Genomic DNA, 17,871 nt, shown 5'->3' on the forward strand with positions numbered 1-17,871 from the left:
GCTTAGTCTTTGACCAGCTGGCCGAGATCGATGACCTGCGCCATAGCCCTGTTTCCCTTGTCGCCGGGATGCAGATGGTCGCCGGAATCGAACTCCGGCAGCAGGCGTGTCGGATGCGCGGGATCGCGAAGCAGGAGATCGAAGTCGACGACCGCATCAAAGGCGCCGCTGGTTCTGATACACTCGTTTACCTCTTGGCGTAGCGCTTCCTTTTGAGGCGTGTAGTAGCCATCGAGCGGCGTGCCGCTCAGCGCGCCCTCGAAGGGTGTCAAGGTGCCGCCAACGATAATGAGATTGTGGGCGTGGGCCTGGGCGGCGAGCTGCAGATAGCCTTTGGTCAGGGCCGCCAGCGATGGCAGCGATTTTTCGGACACGAAGGGCGTGCCGGGCCAACTGACGTCGTTGATGCCGATGAGCACAACCACCGCCCTGGCGCCCGGCTGGGCCAGCACGTCACGGCCGAAGCGCGCCGATGCCTTCACGCCCATCGCATCGTCCAGCAGCCTGGCGCCGGATATGCCCGCGTTGAGCACCGCTATCTTGTTGGAGACGAGACGCCCTGCCAGGAAGTCCGGCCAGCGGTCGTCGGCGTCCAGTGTGGCGCCATTACCATCGGTGATCGAATCGCCGATGGCGATAACGGCGCCATCATTTGCCGGCGCATCGATGAGGACTTCGCTGACCAGGATACGCGCATCGGTGGTCTGTGCGGCGGCGACTGTTTCGGCAGCCGTCTGGTTGCCGTCGCCGATATAGGCGGTCTGCTTGCCATCCCAATGGAAGGTGGAGATCGGTGTGGCCTGCGGCAGGTAGATCGATATCGAAAGTCGGCTCAAAGCGTCGAGGGGCAGTTCCACCGGATCGCTGACCAAAGGCGCGCCCGCCGGAATTGTTGCCTTTGCCTGGCCACCGAAGGTAACGACGCGATCGGTCCCAGGGATGATTCCTGACCCCTCGCCGGCGATCGCCACATGCGCTTCGCCGATCTGGACCGGCACGTTTGAGTACTCGTTCGACAAGACGATGCGGAACCGCTTGCCGCCAACGCTGGTCCTGACCGTCTGGCGTATGGTCTGGTTCTCAAGCTTCGGCGCTATCTTCACGGGCAAGGCGAAATCGGACCCCCATGTCGGTTGCGGGCTGGCCATCCAAGTGCCAACCCAGTCCTGTCTTTCGCCTGACATGGCGGGGCCGACCATCAACGAAGCCGCCAAGGCGAATGCGCCGAGCGTCAGGCGCTTTGCCACAAGGGCGACGATGGTCTGGCGAACGGAATGTGTCATCGGGTCTCTCCTCTCGCGTTCTGTTTTCACGTCATGCTGACGGTGGATCTCGGGACTGCCTTCAATCCATGGAGCCGGAGCGAGCAGCAGCCGGGACCAGCCGCTCTTCATTTCTGTCGAGACGCAGGGCCAGTCCCGCCACACCGAGTGCCGCGAGCGGCAGCAGGGCGGCGACCCAGGTGAGGGAACCCAGGCCAAGGCCATGGGCAATAACCGCGCCACCAAGCCAGGCGCCTGCCGCATTGCCGAGGTTGAAGGCGGCGATGTTGAAGGACGAGGCGAGGCTCTGGCCGGCACCTTGCGCCTTGTCCAATACCCACATCTGCAGCGGCGCCACGGTGGCGAAGGCGGCAGCGCCGAGCAGGCCGACATAGATGACGGCCATCACCTGGCTGTGGATGGCGAAGGTCATGGTGGCGAGCACCAGGGCAAGCACTACGAGACTGCCGAGAACGGCCGGCACCAGCCAGCGGTCGGCGACCTTGCCGCCGGCGAGATTGCCGGCGATGAGACCGCCACCGAAGACGAGCAGGATCGGCGATACGGCCGCTTCCTTGAAGCCGCTTATCTCGGTCAGCAACGGAGCGATGTAGGTGAAGACGGCGAAGACACCGGCATAGCCGAGCACGGTGGTGGCAAGACCGAGCAGGACGGGCGTGCGGCGCAGCACGGCGAGATCGGCGCGCAGGTCGCTCTTTTCAGGCGCCGTCCGGCTGCGAGGCACCAGAGCCAGGATGACGGCGAAGGCCGCCAGACCGACCAATGTCACCGCCCAGAATGTCGCCCGCCAGCCGAAAGCCTGGCCGAGCCAGGTGCCGAAGGGCACGCCGAGGATGTTGGCGATGGTCAGGCCGGTGAACATCAGCGCGATCGCCGAGGCCTTCTTGTTGGGCGCGACCAGGCCGGTGGCGACGACCGAGCCGACGCCGAAGAAGGTGCCGTGGGCAAAGGCGGTGATGATGCGGGCGCCCATCAGCGTCCAGTAATCGGGGGCCAGCGCACAGGCGAGATTGCCAAGCGTGAAGATCGCCATCAGCGCCAGAAGCACGGTCTTGCGTGGCCAGTTGCCGGTGGCGATGGTCAGCAGGGGCGCGCCGATGACGACGCCAAGCGCATAGCCCGAAATGAGCTGGCCGGCGGCCGAGATCGAAACGCCAAGATCCTTGCTGACATCGAGCAGCAGACCCATGATGACGAATTCGGTGACGCCAATGCCGAAGGCACCGGCGGCGAGGGCGTAGAGAGCAAGAGGCATGGCGGTTTCCACTTCGATGACGAAGAGCGCCGTCCCGCGCCCCGACCCGAAAGATCGTGTTGCCATGCATTGTGAACCAGACTTGCCTTGGGCACATTTTCTGTGAAATAGATTCACAAATGGCCAGGCCTGACGTCAATCGCTCCGGCGAGATCGAAGTGTTCGTACGTGTCGTCGAGGACGGCAGTTTCTCCTCCGCGGCACGCGCGTTGCGCATGACGCCGTCGGCGGTGAGCAAGCTGATCGCGCGGCTGGAGACCCGGCTTGGCGCGCGGCTGGTCAGCCGTTCGACGCGAAAGCTGCAACTGACGCCGGAAGGCACGGCGTTCTACGAGAGCGGCCTGCGCATCCTCGCCGACATGGCGGCGGCCGAGCAGGAGGCGGCGGCGGGTGCAGCACCGCGCGGACGGTTGCGCGTCAACACCTACGTGCCCTTCGGGGTGCATCGGCTGATCCCGCTTCTGCCGCGCTTCCTCGAACGCTACCCCGAGATTTCGGTCGATCTGGTGCTGACCGACAGTGTCATCGACCTGATGGCGGAACGCGCCGACGTCGCCATCCGTGCCGGGCCGCTGAGTGAGTCACGGCTGGTGGCGCGCAAGCTCGGGCAAAGCCCGGTCGTCGTCGTTGCAGCACCTTCTTATCTCGAGACGCACGGCATGCCGCTGACGCCAGCCGATCTCGACAGGCACAACCGCATGGGCTTTGGATTCGTGCGGCATGTCGATGGCTGGCCGTTCCTCGACGCGGAAGGCCGCGCCATCATGGTTCCGATCATCGGTAACACGCTGGTCAGCGATGGCGAGGCGATGCGGTTGATGGCGTTGGCGGGCGCGGGCATCGCCCGGCTGGCGTACTGGCATGTGGCAGCCGATATCGCCGCCGGCCGGCTGGTGTCGCTGTTGGAGGCATTCAATCCCGGCGACGAGGAGCCCACCCACGCCGTCTATGTCGGCCAGGGCCGGCATCTGCCGGCGCGGGTGCGCGCCTTTCTCGATTTTCTGGGGGAGAGCGTGCGGCTGACCTGACATCCCGGGAGCCACGGGCTCCCGAGATGTCAGTGTGGGCTGCATTTATGCTTTCGGCGTGAACGGCGCCGGGCGTCGGCCCGCTGCCTGACGCTCGAGCATCCAGCCGGGGTATTCGGACGGCAGGGCGCTGACCTCGTCGAGACGAACCAGATCGTCGGTGTCGAGCTTCAGCTGGGTCGCGGCAAGGTTCTGCTCCAGCTGCTCCATGCGGCTGGCGCCGATGATGACGCTCATCACGAAGGGCTTGGCCAGGACATAGCCGAGCGCCACCGTGGCGACGCTCACGTCATGCTTCCCAGCGATCTCGCGCATGACGGCAACAGCCGCCCAGGCACGGTCCTCATTGACCGGCGGGAAGTTGAAGCTGGCGCGCCGGCCTTCGCCATTGCCCGGTGCGCCGGGGCCATATTTGCCGGAGAGCAAGCCGCCGGCCATCGGCGACCACACCATCAGGCCGAGCTTCTCCTCGTTGAGCAGCGGCACGATTTCGCGCTCGAGGTCGCGGCCGGCGATCGAATAATAGGACTGGACGGTCTCGAAACGGGCAAAGCCCTTGCGCTCGGCGATGCCGAGCGCCTTGGCGATGCGCCATGCCGCCCAGTTCGAGACGCCGACATAGCGGACCTTGCCGCTGGCAACCAGATCGTCCAGTGCCCGCAGCGTCTCGTCGATCGGCGTCACGGTGTCGGTGCCGTGCAGCTGATAGAGATCGATATGGTCGAGCTGCAGCCGCTCGAGGCTGGCATCGACCGAGTCCATGATGTGGCCGCGTGACGAGCCGCGCTGGTTGGGGCCTTCGCCCATGGCGCCATGCGCCTTGGTGGCGATGACCACATTCTGCCTGTTGACGCCGAGATCCCTGAGCGACTGACCAAGCAGGCGCTCGGACTGGCCGAAGGAGTAGACGTCGGCGGTATCGAAGAAATTGACGCCAGCGGCGAGCGAATGGGCAACAATCTCGTTGACGCCCTTCTGGTCGAGGCTGGCGATCAGGCCCCATTGGGCATTTTCGCCGGCAGCACCGAAGGTCATGGTGCCGAGGCACAGTTCGGAGACGAACATCCCCGTATTTCCAAGCTGGTTGTAACGCATGGTGGAGGCTCCAGAGAGTTTGTGATGGCACAAAGCAAATAGGAACGGTACGTTTCGTTTCCAATTGCTGGCTCAATGACGCCTCGGGATTGGTCCAAAGATGCCGGCGTGAGTGTTAGATGAGACGGAGGCGGATAGGTTAGTCGTCCCAGGGGTTGAGCACCGTCACGCCTGTATCATCGAAATCGGTGACGTTGCGCGTCACAAGAATGAGATCATGGACCAGCGCGGTTGCCGCGATGAGTGTGTCGGCGCTGCCTCGCGTTCGCCCAGCCGAGATACGTCCCCATGCCAATGCCACCTCTTCCGTCACCGCAAGGATGCGGTCGGCATTGTCGCGGCGAAGTTCCCGCAGCCAAAGATCGAGACGCGTGGCTCTTTCGGCATCGACCTTGCGCTGCTTGACGATTCCGCGTTCGATCTCGCCGATGGTGATGACGCTGAGATTGAGGGATTCCGGATCGATCGAAGCCAGCCATGCAGTCGGCTTGGGTAGCCGCCTTTGCACATCCGAAACGATGTTCGTGTCGAGCAGATACATCAGAGATCGACATCCCGGATCATGGTATCCGAGCGACGGTTGACCTCTTCAGCGAAATCATCGTCCCAGACAGGGCCAGTCAAAAGATATTCGGCCAGACTTTTCTTCTTTCCAGACAGGCGGTCGTAATCTTCGGCAGAGAGCACCACTGCGGCGCGCTCGCCGCGCAGGGTCACCGTCTGAGGTCCCTCGCTGCGCGCGCGTTGAACCACTTTGGAAAAATTGTTCTTTGCGTCCTGAAGGTGCCAGTTCATAAGAATGCTTCCTAGCTAGCTTGGCTAGATATAACATTGGTGCGGCAAAACGACAAGGAACGTTGCACCTCGAACTGCTGGCGAGCAGATCTACGGGGTGACTATCGGCTGCCGAAGATCGCCGAACCGACCCGGACGCTGGTGGCGCCGAAGGCGATCGCCGTCTCGTAGTCGCCGGACATGCCCATCGACAATCTGGCGACGCCGGCCTCATGCGCAAGCTTTTCCAGCAGGGCGAAATGCGGGCCGGGGTTCTCGTCGGCCGGCGGGATGCACATCAGGCCTTCGATGGCGAGGCCATGCACATCGCGGCAGCGGGCGACAAAGGCCACCGCCTCGCGCGGCTCGATGCCGGCCTTCTGCGGTTCGGAGCCGGTGTTGACCTGGACGTAGAGCCTTGGTGCCCGGCCTTGCCTGGCGATCTCCTTGGCGAGTTCGGCGGCGATCTTTTCGCGATCGATCGTCTCGATGACGTCGAACAGCGCGACCGCCTCCTTGGCCTTGTTGGACTGCAGCGGGCCGATCAGATGCAATTCGATGTCGGGAAATGCGTCCTTCAGGTCAGGCCATTTGCCTTGCGCTTCCTGCACGCGATTCTCACCGAAGACGCGCTGGCCGGCCTCGATGACCGGGCTAATGTCGGCGGCGTCAAAGGTCTTGGAAACCGCGACCAGCGTCACCGCGCCGGCTTGGCGACCGGCCTCGTGCTCGGCGGCGGCGATCTTCGCCTTGACCGCGAAAAACTGCTGAACGACATCGCCCATATGCAAATCCTGCTGTTTTGACCGGCGTTTTTGTCAGACGCGATACCCATATGGTTGACGGGTTTGCCAAACCATGGTGAACACCCGGACCACATTCCCTGAACTGCCGAGCCGTCGCCCGCAGTTCGCGCATGCTTTTAAGTGAAAAACGTCCCATGGCAACCGAACGATACAATCCGCGCGCGTCAGAGCCCAAATGGCAGAAGGCCTGGGACGCCAAGAAGCTGTTCGAAGCGCACAACGACGATCCGCGCCCGAAATACTACGTGCTGGAGATGTTCCCCTATCCGTCGGGGCGCATCCATATCGGCCACACCCGCAACTACACGATGGGCGACGTGGTGGCGCGCTACAAGCGGGCCAAGGGCTTCAACGTGCTGCACCCGATGGGCTGGGACGCCTTCGGCATGCCGGCCGAAAACGCGGCGATGCAGAACAAGGTCCACCCCAAGGAATGGACCTACCAGAACATCGCCACCATGCGGGAGCAGCTCAAGGTCATGGGCCTGTCGCTGGACTGGGCGCGCGAATTCGCCACCTGCGACGTCGACTACTATCACCGCCAGCAGATGCTGTTCCTCGATTTCGTCGAGAAGGGGCTGGTGACGCGCAAATCTTCCAAGGTCAACTGGGACCCTGAGGACATGACCGTGCTGGCCAACGAGCAGGTGATCGACGGGCGCGGCTGGCGTTCGGGCGCGCTGGTCGAACAGCGTGAACTGACGCAATGGTTCTTCAAGATCACCGACTTCGCGCAGGACCTGCTGGATTCGCTCGACGGCCTCGACGAATGGCCGGAAAAAGTGAAGCTGATGCAGCAGAACTGGATCGGCCGCTCGGAAGGCCTGCTGATCCGCTGGCCTCTGGCTGTTCCAGATGCTGGCAAGATTGGCAACGGCGAGCATGAGCTGGAAGTCTATACGACAAGGCCCGACACCATTTTCGGCGCTTCCTTCATGGCGGTCGCCGCCGATCATCCGCTGGCCAAGAAAGCCGCCGAGAGCAATCCGGCCCTGGCGAAGTTCATTGAGGAAGTCCGCCATATGGGCACCTCGGTGGCGGCGCTGGAGACGGCTGAGAAGAAGGGCTTTGACACCGGTATCCGCGTCGTCCATCCGTTTGACGACTCATGGACGCTGCCTGTCTATGTCGCCAATTTCGTGCTGATGGAATACGGCACCGGCGCCATCTTCGGCTGCCCGTCGGGCGACCAGCGCGACCTCGACTTCGCCAACAAATACGGCCTGCCGGTGATTCCGGTGGTGATGCCGGAAGGCGAGAATCCGGCGACGTTCCAGATCATCGATGAAGCCTATGACGGCGACGGCGTGATGATCAATTCGCGCTTCCTCGACGGCATGAAGCCGGATCAGGCTTTCGCCGAGGTGGCGAAACTGCTGGAGCAGAAGACCATCGGCAACCGGCCGATGGCCGAGCGCAAGGTGAATTTCCGCCTGCGCGACTGGGGCATTTCGCGCCAGCGCTACTGGGGCTGCCCGATCCCGATGATCCATTGCGAGGATTGCGGCGTGGTGCCGGTGCCGAAGGCCGACCTGCCGGTGAAGCTGCCCGACGATGTCGATTTCGACCGGCCGGGCAATCCGCTCGACCGGCATCCGACATGGCGCCATGTGAAATGCCCGCGATGCGGCAAGGACGCGCGGCGCGAAACCGACACGATGGACACGTTCGTCGATTCGTCCTGGTATTTTGCCCGCTTCACCGCGCCGTGGGCGCATGAGCCGACCGATCCCAAGGCGGCGAATGAATGGCTGCCGGTCGACCAGTATATTGGCGGCATCGAGCACGCGATCCTGCACCTGCTCTATTCGCGCTTCTTCACCCGCGCCATGCGCGAGACCGGCCATGTCGATCTGGCCGAGCCGTTCAAGGGCCTGTTCACGCAAGGCATGGTGGTGCACGAAACCTATCGCGTCGGCTCGGCATCGAATGGCCGCTGGCTGGCGCCCACCGAGGTTCGGCTGGAGGATGTCGACGGCAAGCGCAGCGCCATCGACATCGCCACCGGCGAGGCCGTCACCATCGGCCCGCTGGAAAAGATGTCGAAGTCGAAGAAGAACACGGTGAGCCCGGAAGACATCACCGATGGCTACGGCGCCGATACGGCGCGCTGGTTCATGCTGTCGGATTCGCCGCCCGAGCGCGATGTCGAATGGACCGACGATGGCGCCGCCGGCGCGCATCGCTTCATCCAGCGCATCTGGCGCCTGGTGTCGACGGCGGCCGAGACGCTGGTCGGCATCAAGCCCGCGGCGGCCGGCAGCGGCGAGGCCGCGGTGGTTTCCAAGGCTGCGCACAAGATCCTGAAGGCGGTCGGTGAGGATATCGAGAAGCTGGCTTTCAACCGCGCCATCGCCCGCATGTACGAACTGGCCAACGCGCTGACCACGCCGCTCAACGAGGTGGCCGAAGGCAAGGCCGATGCAGCGCTGAAAGGCGCCTGCCGGCAGGCCGTGGAGATTCTCGTGCATCTGATCGCGCCGGTCATGCCGCATCTGGCCGAGGAGTGCTGGGAAACGCTCGGCGGGACCGATCTGGTCGCCGAACGGCCGTGGCCGGTCTTCGATCCGGCGCTGGTCGTCGACAACGAAGTCACCTATCCGGTACAGGTCAACGGCAAGAAGCGGGGGGATTTGACAATTGCCCGCGACGCGGACCAAGGTGCGGTCGAAAAAGCGGTATTGGCTCTCGACTTCGTGCAGAAAGCACTCGAAGGTAAGGCTCCGCGCAAGGTGATCATCGTGCCGCAGAGGATCGTCAATGTCGTTGCCTGATCCGGAAAAGACAGAGTTGAGCCGTTTGCTGCGCCGCATCGCGCTTGCCGGCCTGGTCGGCTCGCTCGCGCTTGTCTCGGCCTGTACGGTGCGGCCGCTCTATTCGAGTGCGCCGCTGTCGGGTTCGCAGGTCAGCGCCAGTGCCGAACTGGCGTCGATCGGCATCAAGCCGGTCGGCTCGCGTTACGGCCAGCAGGTGCGCAACAATTTGATTTTCGGGTTTGGACGAGGCGCCGGCGAGCCGGCCTCACCGGCCTATTCGCTCACTCTCGGCGTGACCGAAGCCGTCGAGTCCTCGGCACTTGTGCAGGTCGGAACCGACCAGGACGAGCCGACCGCCGGTTCCGTGACGCTGACCGGCACCTATACGCTGGCCGATGCGAAGACCGGTGTGGTGATAGCGTCCGGCAAGCGTTCGATCACCTCGTCCTTCGACAGGCCGCGTCAGGAATTCGCCGCATACCGGGCGCAGATCGACGCCGAGAACCGCGCCGCGCGCGAACTGGCGGAAGCGCTACAACTGTCCATCGCCCAGGATCTGGTCAGGCACGCCAAGGCTGGCTAGCGCGGCTCATCGCTCCCCGGAAACGGTCTAGAGCAGTTCACCGTTTCACGGAAACGGCGAGCTACTCTAATTCTTTGTTTTGACGCAATTCTCTAGGGAAAGCGCTACGCGCTTTTCCCGGGAAAACCGCTTTACACTTTTCCTAGAATTGCTCTAGCGCCCCAAGCATGAAATGACGATCCGGCCCCCGAAGCTAGATCGTCCGGCATTGCTGCGACAATGCGCCACCACACATCCTCAATGACACGGCGAGCAGATCGCGCCACCGGCGTGTGCGCCGTGAGATGACGATTCGGTCGCGTCGCTCTTGGAGGCTGTCACGCCGATTTTGCTGCCCAAGGATCGCCCGGCGGTCCATCCGGGAAGCAACTGTTAACCACTCGCTCCCTATGTCTCGGCAGACATTGCAGAGTGAGTCTTGAGAATGGAAGCCAGGCGTTTTCCCCGGGTCAATTTGGTGAAGGCAGCATCGCCCGACGATCCCGAGGGGAAGCGTTTCGACGGCATCAACGACAAGGGCGGTCAGCGAACGTCTTCAGCCGCGACAGGCGCTCTTGATCGTCCGACTCACAAGGGACTGGATGGCCGGCAGCCCGGCACGCAGCAGGCCGGCTATTCCGCACCGGTTGTCGATCTCGGCGGCAACAAGCGGCCCTATATGGAGCCGAGGGGTGGCGCGGAGGCGAGCAACGCGCCCTCGAAAACCGGGGAGATCGAAAGCCCTGCCTGGCAGGAATATTTCTTCCTCGCACCCAACGTGCGGTTTACCCGCACACCGGACTATGAACCCAAAAAGCAGCGCCAGCAGCAAGACCGCCTTGTCGGGCAAGCCGGTCCAGGGGCCGTTCCGACGCAGCAAGCAACCGGGCAACCGATGGTCGATGAGGCATCCTCCACGCCCTCGCTCCTGGCATTGCCGGCATCGGTGAAAAGCCCCGCCTCCCAGCCGCTGGCCGGCCGCGGAGCCATCACGCAAAAGTCGTCACCGCCGGCTGCGGCTTTCGTTCCCCAGGGCCGCGCCGGAGAGAAGGCGCCAGTCGTTGCGCCGGTGCCGCCGAAGACGGCCGCAACGGAACGAGCAGCCGCGCGCACGATTGCCGCTCCGGGCGCCCCGATCAAGCCGGCCGCCCCCGAAAAGCTGCGCTGGCCCCATCTTTCGGATCATGCTTTCTTCGAGGCTATGGCGCCCTATCTGGTCGATGTTTCATCCCAGGCCCGGCAGGTCAGCCCAACCTCGCTAGTACCGGTCGCCGCAGTGCCCGTCGCCGCTGCGCGGGTCGACATCCGCCCGCCAATAGCGGCCGATGCGACCTCGCTGTTTCGTGTCATCGAATGGCTTCCAGGCCAGGTCTCGAAGCCTTTGCCGGACGTCTCGCCGGCCAATTCGAACCAGGCCGCCGTCCAGTCCGACGTGCCTGCGAGCAGCGTGCCGTTCCGGGCCGAGGCCGTCGCAATCCCCGCTGCCAAAAGCGCTGCTGTTCCCGCACCGGCCGCGCCAGGTGTGGGCGTCCCCGTCAGGGTCGCTGCCGCCCGCTCTTCACGCTTGCCTCGGACCGGCAAAATCGGGCCATCAACATCGGGCGATCCCTATGAGCTTCCCCCGGAAGGCCTGTTGCAGCAGCCACCGGAGGGACAAGGCTTCTACATGTCGCAGGAGCGGCTCGAGCAGAACGCCGATCTGTTGGAGAGCGTGCTCGAAGATTTCGGTGTGCGCGGCGAGATCATTCATGTTCGCCCCGGCCCGGTCGTCACGCTCTATGAATTCGAACCGGCGCCGGGCGTCAAATCCTCTCGCGTCATCGGGCTTGCCGATGATATCGCCCGCTCCATGTCGGCGATTTCGGCGCGCGTCGCCGTCGTGCCTGGCCGCAATGTCATCGGCATCGAGCTTCCAAACGAGACCCGCGAAACCGTCTATTTCCGCGAGTTGATCGAATCGGAGGGCTTTCGCAAGACCAGCTGCAAGCTGGCGCTTTGTCTCGGCAAGACGATCGGGGGTGAGCCGGTCATTGCCGAGCTGGCGAAGATGCCTCATTTGCTCGTGGCCGGAACCACCGGCTCCGGCAAGTCGGTTGCCATCAACACCATGATCCTGTCGTTGCTCTACCGGCTGAAGCCGGAAGAATGCCGGCTGATCATGGTCGATCCCAAGATGCTTGAACTCTCCGTCTATGACGGCATCCCGCATCTTCTGACGCCCGTCGTCACGGACCCCAAAAAAGCCGTTACCGCGCTCAAATGGGCCGTGCGCGAAATGGAGGACCGGTATCGCAAGATGGCGCGGCTCGGTGTGCGCAACATCGACGGCTACAACGAGCGTGCCGCCGCTGCCCGCGACAAGGGCGAGACGGTTGTCATGACCGTGCAGACCGGCTTCGAAAAGGGTACCGGCGAGCCGCTTTTCGAGCAGCAGGAAATCGACCTTGCGCCGATGCCCTACATCGTCGTCATCGTCGACGAGATGGCCGACCTGATGATGGTTGCCGGCAAGGAGATCGAAGGCGCCATCCAGCGTCTGGCGCAGATGGCGCGCGCTGCCGGCATTCACCTGATCATGGCAACGCAGCGCCCCTCGGTCGATGTTATCACGGGCACGATCAAGGCCAATTTCCCGACCCGGATTTCCTTCCAGGTTACATCCAAGATCGACAGCCGCACCATCCTGGGCGAGCAGGGCGCCGAACAACTGCTTGGCCAGGGCGACATGTTGCACATGATGGGTGGCGGGCGCATTTCCCGCGTGCATGGCCCCTTTGTTTCGGACGCGGAGGTCGAGCATGTCGTCGCGCATCTGAAGGCGCAGGGCCGCCCTGAATATCTGGAAACCGTTACAGCCGACGAGGATGAGGAAGAAATCGAAGACGACCAGCGCGCGGTCTTCGACAAGGGATCCGTTGCCGCCGAAGACAGCGATGCCATCTATGACGAGGCGGTCAAGGTGGTGGTGCGCGACAAGAAGTGTTCGACGTCTTACATCCAGCGGCGCCTGGGCATCGGCTACAACCGCGCCGCATCCCTGGTCGAACGCATGGAAAAAGAAGGATTGGTCGGCACACCCAACCATGTCGGCAAACGCGAAATCATCATGGGCCGGCGCCAGCAGGCGACCGCGCCTGACGATGACAGTGCGGATTGAGTGGCGGGCTCCTTTGGCGACGTGGCTTAACTGAAGCGCATTAAAAAAAGGCCGGTTGCCCGGCCTTTTCTAGTTGAAAGTGGTGTGGCCTCAGCCGATCTTCTGGCCGGTCTTGGCCCAGTCGGCGAGGAACTGTTCCAGGCCCTTGTCGGTCAGCGGGTGCTTGACCAGCGCCTTCAGCGTCGCCGGCGGTGCGGTCACGACATCGGCGCCGATCAGCGCTGCCTGCTTGACGTGGTTCACGGTGCGCACCGAAGCGACGAGGATCTCGGTCTGGAAATCGTAATTGTCGTAGATCTGCCGAATCTCCTGAATCAGCTCCATGCCGTCCGAGCCGGTGTCGTCGACACGGCCGACGAAGGGCGAGATGAAGGAGGCGCCGGCCTTGGCCGCCAGCAGCGCCTGATTGGCCGAAAAGCACAGCGTGACATTGACCATACGGTTCATCTGCGTGCGGATCGTCTTGCAGGCCTTCAGTCCGTCGAGCGTCAGCGGCACCTTGATGCAGACATTGGGCGCGATCTTGGCCAGCACCTCGGCCTCCGCCATCATGTCCTTGAATTCGGTCGCCACGACCTCCGCCGAGACCGGACCTTCGACGATATCGCAGATCTGCTTGGTGACGTCGGCGATCTTGCCGCCTGATTTGAGGATCAGCGACGGATTGGTGGTGACGCCGTCGAGCAGTCCCAGATCGTTCAGCTCACGGATATCCTTGATGTCGGCGGTGTCGACAAAAAATTTCATGGCGGGTCTCCTGAAGATTCTTATGTGCATGCCATGCACATTCGGGCTCGGCCTTTGATCTAGACCAAAGTCAGGGCAAGGTCACGCCTCATGATCGAAGATTCGCCCTTTGTCGCAGCCGCACCGGTGCTGGTGCCGATGCCCGCCGAACGCCCCTACACCTATGCCGTGCCGGCCGGCATGCGCGTGGTGCCGGGCTCGATCGTGCGCGTGCCGCTCGGTCCGCGCCAGGTCGCCGGCATCGTCTGGGACGGTGCGGTCGAGAAGGTCGATGCGAAAAAGCTGCGCCCCATCGAACAGGTCTTCGATTGCCCGCCGATCGACCGCGCCATGCGCCGTTTCGTCGACTGGGTGGCGCAGTACACGCTGTCGCCGCCAGGCATGGTGGCGCGCATGCTGCTTCGGGCGCCGGAGGCTTTCGACCCCGAACCGTGGATCGAGGGGCTGCAGCGCACGCTTCTCGCACCCGACCGGATGACGGGCGCCAGGCAGCGCGTGCTGGAGACGGCCGAAGGCGGGCTTGCCTGGACGCGCTCGGGCCTCGCCCATGCCGCAGGTGTGTCGTCGACGGTGATCGACGGCCTGAGGGCGCAAGGCGTGTTCGAGACGGTGATGATCCCGCCGCGCCCGGTGGTGGCCGCGCCCGATTCCAGCTACGCCATACCGGAACTGATGCCAGATCAGAGCGACGCGGCGCTGATGCTGCGCGCCAATGTCGCAGCCGGCGTGTTCAACGTCGCGCTGCTCGACGGCGTCACCGGCTCGGGCAAGACGGAGGTTTATTTCGAGGCGGTGGCGGCCGCGCTCGACCAGGGCAAGCAGGTGCTGATCCTGCTGCCGGAAATCGCGCTGACGCATGCCTTTCTCGAGCGCTTCCAGCAGCGCTTCGGCGCCAAGCCGGGCGAATGGCATTCCGACCTGCCGCCGCGGATGCGCGAAAAAGTCTGGCGGCAAGTGGCGGAGGGCGGCGTGCGCGTCGTCGCCGGCGCGCGCTCGGCGCTGTTCCTGCCGTTCAAGGAGCTCGGCCTGATCGTCATCGACGAGGAGCACGACCCCGCCTACAAGCAGGAGGACCGCGTCTTCTACAATGCGCGCGACATGGCCGTGGTGCGCGGCCATATCGGCAGCTTTCCGGTGGTGCTGGCGTCGGCGACGCCGTCGGTCGAAAGCCGGGTCAATGCCAGCCAAGGCAAATACAACAGGGCCGTTCTTTCCGCTCGCTTCGCCGAGGCGGCGCTGCCGCATCTGAAGACGATCGACATGCGCCGCGCACCGCCGGCGCGCGGCGGCTTCCTGTCGCCGGTGCTGCTCGACCAGATGCGCCAGACGCTGGAGAGGAAGGAGCAGTCGCTGCTGTTCCTCAACCGGCGCGGTTATGCGCCGCTGACGCTGTGCCGGGTCTGCGGCCATCGCTTCGGCTGCCCGGTCTGCTCGGCCTGGCTGGTAGAGCACCGCTTTCGCGGCCAGCTCGTCTGCCATCATTGCGGGCACAATGAGCGCCGCCCCGAAGCCTGCCCGGAATGCGGTACGCTCGATCATCTGGTCGCCTGCGGGCCAGGTGTCGAGCGCATCGCCGAAGAAGTGGTCGCGCATTTCCCGGACGCGCGCACCATCGTGCTGTCATCCGACCTGATGGGCGGCGTGAGGCGGTTGCGGCTGGAGCTGGAGGCGATCGCCAATGGCGAGGCCGACATCGTCATCGGCACGCAGCTCGTCGCCAAGGGGCATAACTTCCCCAACATGACTTTGGTCGGTGTCGTGGATGCCGATCTCGGCCTTGCCAATGGCGATCCGCGCGCCGCCGAGCGTACGTTCCAGTTGCTCAGCCAGGTGACCGGCCGCGCCGGCCGCACCGGCAAGAAGAGCCTTGGACTGCTGCAGACCTTCCAGCCCGACCATCCGGTGATGCGGGCGATCGTCTCCGGCGACGCCGAGGCTTTTTACGAGCGCGAGATTGCCGAGCGCGAACGGGCCGCCCTGCCGCCTTTCGGCCGGCTGGCCGGTGTCATCGTCAGTGCGGTGACGCGGGCGGAAGCCGAGGGCCATGCACGCGGCCTGCGCCGCGCCGCGCCCGAGGCCACCGATCTGTTCGTGCTGGGGCCAGCCGAGGCGCCGTTGTCACTGCTCGGCGGTCGTCACCGCTTCCGCCTGCTGATCCAGGGCGAGCGACGCGCCGACATGCAAGGGTTTATTCGCGCGATGCTGGCCAACGGGCCGAAACAGCGCGGCTCGGTTCGGGTGCAGGTCGATATCGATCCGCAGAGCTTTTTGTAAAATTGAAGGGTTACGCCGCCGAGCCGCCCTCAGTGAAAGGGTTCAGGCAAGGCACATCGAGAACGGCAAAATGCCGGATGTTGGCCGTCAGCACGGAAAGATCGTTTAAACGAGCCGTCGCTGCGATCAGGATATCTGCCAAGCCCGGACTGAAGCCACGCGCGATAGTGGCGTCTTCCAGCCGTCCGGCTTCCCGCGCGACGGCTGTATCGACCGGGATGATGCGTTGGTCGAATTCGATGACCAGGCTTTCGAACCAGAGACTCAGGCGCTCCGCCTTTGCAAGCCCACCTGACCGCGTCAGTTTCGCAATGCCTCTTTCCACCTCCAAAACAACGATCGACGATATATGCCAAGTGCCACGTTCCCGCTGTTCGGCAACCCACTTCTGAACGTGGGAGGGAAGCGGGCTACGATCGGGTGCGAAGGCCGAGAGAAAAGATGTATCAAGCAGGTAGCCGCTCAAAATTCGACGTCCCGCGATGGCGATTCATTCCGCTCAAGCTCGATGCCGCCGGGATACTGAAGCAGGAAGTCGACGAATCTTTTTTGGCTGCTCTGAGGATACAGCTTCCGCCCCTCATCAATCGGCACGACCATGGCAGTCGGCTTGCCATGCTTCGTAATGATGGTTGGCTCGCCGTTTTCGGCGGCTTCGACGAGTGCCGAGAACCCCGCCTTGGCCTCCCGAACCTGCATGATTTTCACAGCGACACTCCTTGTGGTCTCATGTGGTCATAATATAGGCATTGCAGATGCAAAGGAACAGCCAATCATGAAAACCCTTGGCCTTCTGGGCGGCATGAGCTGGGAATCGACCGCCATCTACTATCGCCTGCTTAATGAGATCGTGCGCGAGCGGCTGGGCGGGCTGCATTCGGCCAGGCTTCTGCTGTGGTCGTTCGACTTCGCAGAGATCGCCGAACGGCAGCATCATGGCGACTGGGACGGCGCCGGCGTGCTTCTGGTCGAGGCCGCCCGCAAACTCGAGGCCGGCGGCGCGGAAGGTCTGCTTTTGTGCACCAACACCATGCACAAATTGGCCGACCAGGTGCAGGAATCGGTGTCGATTCCGCTGATCCACATCGCCGATGCCACCGCGGTGGCAGTCAAGCGCGCCGGCATGCAGCGCCCGGCGCTGCTGGCGACGCGCTTCACCATGGAGCAGGATTTCTACAAGGGCCGGCTCGCCGAGAAATACGGCCTGCGGCCCGTGGTGCCCAATGCGATCGGGCGCGACATGGTCCACCGCGTCATCTACGAGGAATTGTGCCAGGGCATCGTCACGGAAATCTCGAAGGCGGCCTATATCGCCGAGACCGAACGCCTGCGCCGCGAAGAGGCCGCCGACAGCGTCATCATGGGCTGCACCGAGATCACCATGCTCATCGGCCAGCAGGATTTCGACATTCCGGTCTTCGACACGACGCGCATTCATGCCGAGGCGGCAGTGGAATTCGCGCTTAGCTGATGCGCTTCTCCTAAAGTGCCGGGAGCCATCTGGCGCGGCGTTTTTCCTCCGTTAGAATGCCCGGAATTTCAAAACAGGCATTTCGAGGGGACAGTATGGATTTTGCGCTTCCGTGGCCGACGAGCCAGGGCGAATGGCTGGCGTGGTCGAGCGCCGTCTTCACCGTGCTGCTCGGGCTTTTGTTTTTTCTGGCACCTAGCCTCGCCTTCCGCGCCTTGCGCTTGCAGGTCAAGCCCGAGAAGGCGGCGGCGATCGCCGAGGGGCGCGGCAGGATGTCGGGCTTCTATCTCGGCGTCGGCCTGTGCTGCATCCTCTTGGCGCAGCCGCTGATCTACATGGCGCTCGGCTTCTCCTGGCTGTTCACCGCCTTCGGCCGGCTGCTGTCGATGATGTCGGATGGCGCCAACACGCCTTTCAATTGGGTTTCCATCGTGGTGGAATTGGTGCTGGCGGCATTGCCTCTCGCCTTTGCCTTCGGCTTTCTGCCTTGAATCGTTGGGTATTCCGCGATGGAAGGCGGGTGACTTTCGCCGGATGCGACAATAGTGCCTGAAAACCATGCGGAACGACGCATTGCGGTCTTAAAATGCCTGTGCTAGACGGCAATCGACTTTCGGCCGGGGATAGCGGAAGCCGCGCCTCCGTGCTCGAAAAAATGCAGTA

General features: G+C 63.5%; 16 protein-coding genes. 7 read left to right on the forward strand and 9 right to left on the reverse strand.

The genetic code is table 11. The annotated features are described in order from the left end of the window. Nucleotides 1–2: 2 nt before the first annotated feature. A complete protein-coding gene (locus FCU66_RS10315) occupies nt 3–1,283 on the reverse strand; it encodes an SGNH/GDSL hydrolase family protein (protein ID WP_136622225.1) in 1,281 nt (426 codons plus the stop codon). A gap of 61 nt (nt 1,284–1,344) precedes the next feature. Next, nucleotides 1,345–2,538, reverse strand: coding sequence for an MFS transporter (locus FCU66_RS10320; protein ID WP_136622224.1), 1,194 nt, complete (start codon nt 2,536–2,538; stop codon nt 1,345–1,347). Between the two features lie 119 nt (nt 2,539–2,657). Here FCU66_RS10320 and FCU66_RS10325 point away from each other — a divergent pair, with 119 nt between their 5' ends. Continuing rightward, entirely contained in the window at nt 2,658–3,566 is a 909-nt protein-coding gene (locus FCU66_RS10325; protein ID WP_136622223.1) for a LysR family transcriptional regulator, read from the forward strand. A 45-nt stretch (nt 3,567–3,611) separates the two neighbouring features. Here the strand turns inward: FCU66_RS10325 and FCU66_RS10330 are convergent, their stop codons facing one another. The 4 genes from FCU66_RS10330 to FCU66_RS10345 form a co-directional block, all read right to left on the reverse strand. Further along, on the reverse strand, nt 3,612–4,661 hold the full coding sequence (locus FCU66_RS10330; protein WP_136622222.1) for an aldo/keto reductase: 1,050 nt from the start codon (nt 4,659–4,661) through the stop codon (nt 3,612–3,614). A gap of 139 nt (nt 4,662–4,800) precedes the next feature. Then, on the reverse strand, nt 4,801–5,202 hold the full coding sequence (locus tag FCU66_RS10335) for a type II toxin-antitoxin system VapC family toxin (RefSeq protein WP_136622221.1): 402 nt from the start codon (nt 5,200–5,202) through the stop codon (nt 4,801–4,803). Then, entirely contained in the window at nt 5,202–5,456 is a 255-nt protein-coding gene (locus FCU66_RS10340; protein ID WP_136622220.1) for a type II toxin-antitoxin system Phd/YefM family antitoxin, read from the reverse strand. Before FCU66_RS10340 ends, FCU66_RS10335 begins: the two co-directional genes overlap by 1 nt. A gap of 101 nt (nt 5,457–5,557) precedes the next feature. After that, nucleotides 5,558–6,220: a YggS family pyridoxal phosphate-dependent enzyme gene (locus tag FCU66_RS10345; protein WP_136622219.1), complete on the reverse strand. Its 663-nt coding sequence runs from the start codon at nt 6,218–6,220 to the stop codon at nt 5,558–5,560. A gap of 155 nt (nt 6,221–6,375) precedes the next feature. Between FCU66_RS10345 and leuS the strand changes: the two genes are divergently transcribed. The 3 genes from leuS (at nt 6,376) to FCU66_RS10360 (ending at nt 12,716) form a co-directional block, all read left to right on the forward strand. Next, nucleotides 6,376–9,015 carry a leucine--tRNA ligase gene (gene leuS, locus FCU66_RS10350; RefSeq protein ID WP_136622218.1) on the forward strand — a complete coding sequence of 880 codons (2,640 nt, stop codon included), beginning with the start codon at nt 6,376–6,378 and terminating at the stop codon, nt 9,013–9,015. Then, nucleotides 9,002–9,580 (forward strand): LPS assembly lipoprotein LptE, encoded by a 579-nt coding sequence (locus FCU66_RS10355; RefSeq protein WP_136622217.1) that lies wholly within the window; start codon nt 9,002–9,004, stop codon nt 9,578–9,580. Before leuS ends, FCU66_RS10355 begins: the two co-directional genes overlap by 14 nt. Before the next feature lie 424 nt (nt 9,581–10,004). Further along, on the forward strand, nt 10,005–12,716 hold the full coding sequence (locus FCU66_RS10360) for a DNA translocase FtsK (protein WP_136622216.1): 2,712 nt from the start codon (nt 10,005–10,007) through the stop codon (nt 12,714–12,716). 90 nt (nt 12,717–12,806) lie between these two features. On the opposite strand, the gene fsa is transcribed toward FCU66_RS10360, so the two are convergent. Beyond that, entirely contained in the window at nt 12,807–13,463 is a 657-nt protein-coding gene (fsa, locus tag FCU66_RS10365; protein ID WP_057145111.1) for a fructose-6-phosphate aldolase, read from the reverse strand. A 90-nt stretch (nt 13,464–13,553) separates the two neighbouring features. On the opposite strand from fsa, the gene FCU66_RS10370 reads away from it, so the two are divergent. Beyond that, complete coding sequence (locus tag FCU66_RS10370) at nt 13,554–15,737, forward strand: primosomal protein N' (protein WP_136622215.1); 2,184 nt, start codon at nt 13,554–13,556, stop codon at nt 15,735–15,737. Nucleotides 15,738–15,747: 10 nt separating this feature from the next. Here FCU66_RS10370 and FCU66_RS10375 read toward each other — a convergent pair whose 3' ends face one another. After that, nucleotides 15,748–16,203 (reverse strand): type II toxin-antitoxin system VapC family toxin, encoded by a 456-nt coding sequence (locus FCU66_RS10375; RefSeq protein WP_136622214.1) that lies wholly within the window; start codon nt 16,201–16,203, stop codon nt 15,748–15,750. Beyond that, nucleotides 16,200–16,436 (reverse strand): type II toxin-antitoxin system Phd/YefM family antitoxin, encoded by a 237-nt coding sequence (locus FCU66_RS10380; RefSeq protein ID WP_246093847.1) that lies wholly within the window; start codon nt 16,434–16,436, stop codon nt 16,200–16,202. The genes FCU66_RS10375 and FCU66_RS10380 overlap by 4 nt, the downstream gene beginning before the upstream one ends. 76 nt (nt 16,437–16,512) lie before the next feature. Between FCU66_RS10380 and FCU66_RS10385 the strand changes: the two genes are divergently transcribed. Both FCU66_RS10385 and FCU66_RS10390 read left to right on the forward strand, forming a co-directional pair. Next, nucleotides 16,513–17,208, forward strand: a complete 696-nt coding sequence (locus tag FCU66_RS10385) for an aspartate/glutamate racemase family protein (protein WP_136622212.1) — start codon at nt 16,513–16,515, stop codon at nt 17,206–17,208. Between the two features lie 95 nt (nt 17,209–17,303). Beyond that, entirely contained in the window at nt 17,304–17,699 is a 396-nt protein-coding gene (locus tag FCU66_RS10390) for an AGROH133_08824 family phage infection protein (RefSeq protein WP_136622211.1), read from the forward strand. Nucleotides 17,700–17,871 lie beyond the last annotated feature (172 nt).

The sequence above is a fragment of the Mesorhizobium norvegicum genome (assembly GCF_004919685.1).
Classification (GTDB): domain Bacteria; phylum Pseudomonadota; class Alphaproteobacteria; order Rhizobiales; family Rhizobiaceae; genus Mesorhizobium; species Mesorhizobium norvegicum.

Excerpts from the sequence above, each read along its gene's own strand:
- fsa (WP_057145111.1), bottom strand. The coding sequence starts at position 13,463 with ATGAAATTTTTTGTCGACACCGCCGACATCAAGGATATCCGTGAGCTG.
- FCU66_RS10355 (WP_136622217.1), top strand. The coding sequence starts at position 9,002 with ATGTCGTTGCCTGATCCGGAAAAGACAGAGTTGAGCCGTTTGCTGCGC.
- FCU66_RS10385 (WP_136622212.1), top strand. The coding sequence starts at position 16,513 with ATGAAAACCCTTGGCCTTCTGGGCGGCATGAGCTGGGAATCGACCGCC.
- leuS (WP_136622218.1), top strand. The coding sequence starts at position 6,376 with ATGGCAACCGAACGATACAATCCGCGCGCGTCAGAGCCCAAATGGCAG.
- FCU66_RS10360 (WP_136622216.1), top strand. The coding sequence starts at position 10,005 with ATGGAAGCCAGGCGTTTTCCCCGGGTCAATTTGGTGAAGGCAGCATCG.
- FCU66_RS10390 (WP_136622211.1), top strand. The coding sequence starts at position 17,304 with ATGGATTTTGCGCTTCCGTGGCCGACGAGCCAGGGCGAATGGCTGGCG.
- FCU66_RS10335 (WP_136622221.1), bottom strand. The coding sequence starts at position 5,202 with ATGTATCTGCTCGACACGAACATCGTTTCGGATGTGCAAAGGCGGCTA.
- FCU66_RS10380 (WP_246093847.1), bottom strand. The coding sequence starts at position 16,436 with ATGCAGGTTCGGGAGGCCAAGGCGGGGTTCTCGGCACTCGTCGAAGCC.
- FCU66_RS10315 (WP_136622225.1), bottom strand. The coding sequence starts at position 1,283 with ATGACACATTCCGTTCGCCAGACCATCGTCGCCCTTGTGGCAAAGCGC.
- FCU66_RS10370 (WP_136622215.1), top strand. The coding sequence starts at position 13,554 with ATGATCGAAGATTCGCCCTTTGTCGCAGCCGCACCGGTGCTGGTGCCG.
- FCU66_RS10340 (WP_136622220.1), bottom strand. The coding sequence starts at position 5,456 with ATGAACTGGCACCTTCAGGACGCAAAGAACAATTTTTCCAAAGTGGTT.
- FCU66_RS10325 (WP_136622223.1), top strand. The coding sequence starts at position 2,658 with ATGGCCAGGCCTGACGTCAATCGCTCCGGCGAGATCGAAGTGTTCGTA.
- FCU66_RS10345 (WP_136622219.1), bottom strand. The coding sequence starts at position 6,220 with ATGGGCGATGTCGTTCAGCAGTTTTTCGCGGTCAAGGCGAAGATCGCC.
- FCU66_RS10320 (WP_136622224.1), bottom strand. The coding sequence starts at position 2,538 with ATGCCTCTTGCTCTCTACGCCCTCGCCGCCGGTGCCTTCGGCATTGGC.
- FCU66_RS10330 (WP_136622222.1), bottom strand. The coding sequence starts at position 4,661 with ATGCGTTACAACCAGCTTGGAAATACGGGGATGTTCGTCTCCGAACTG.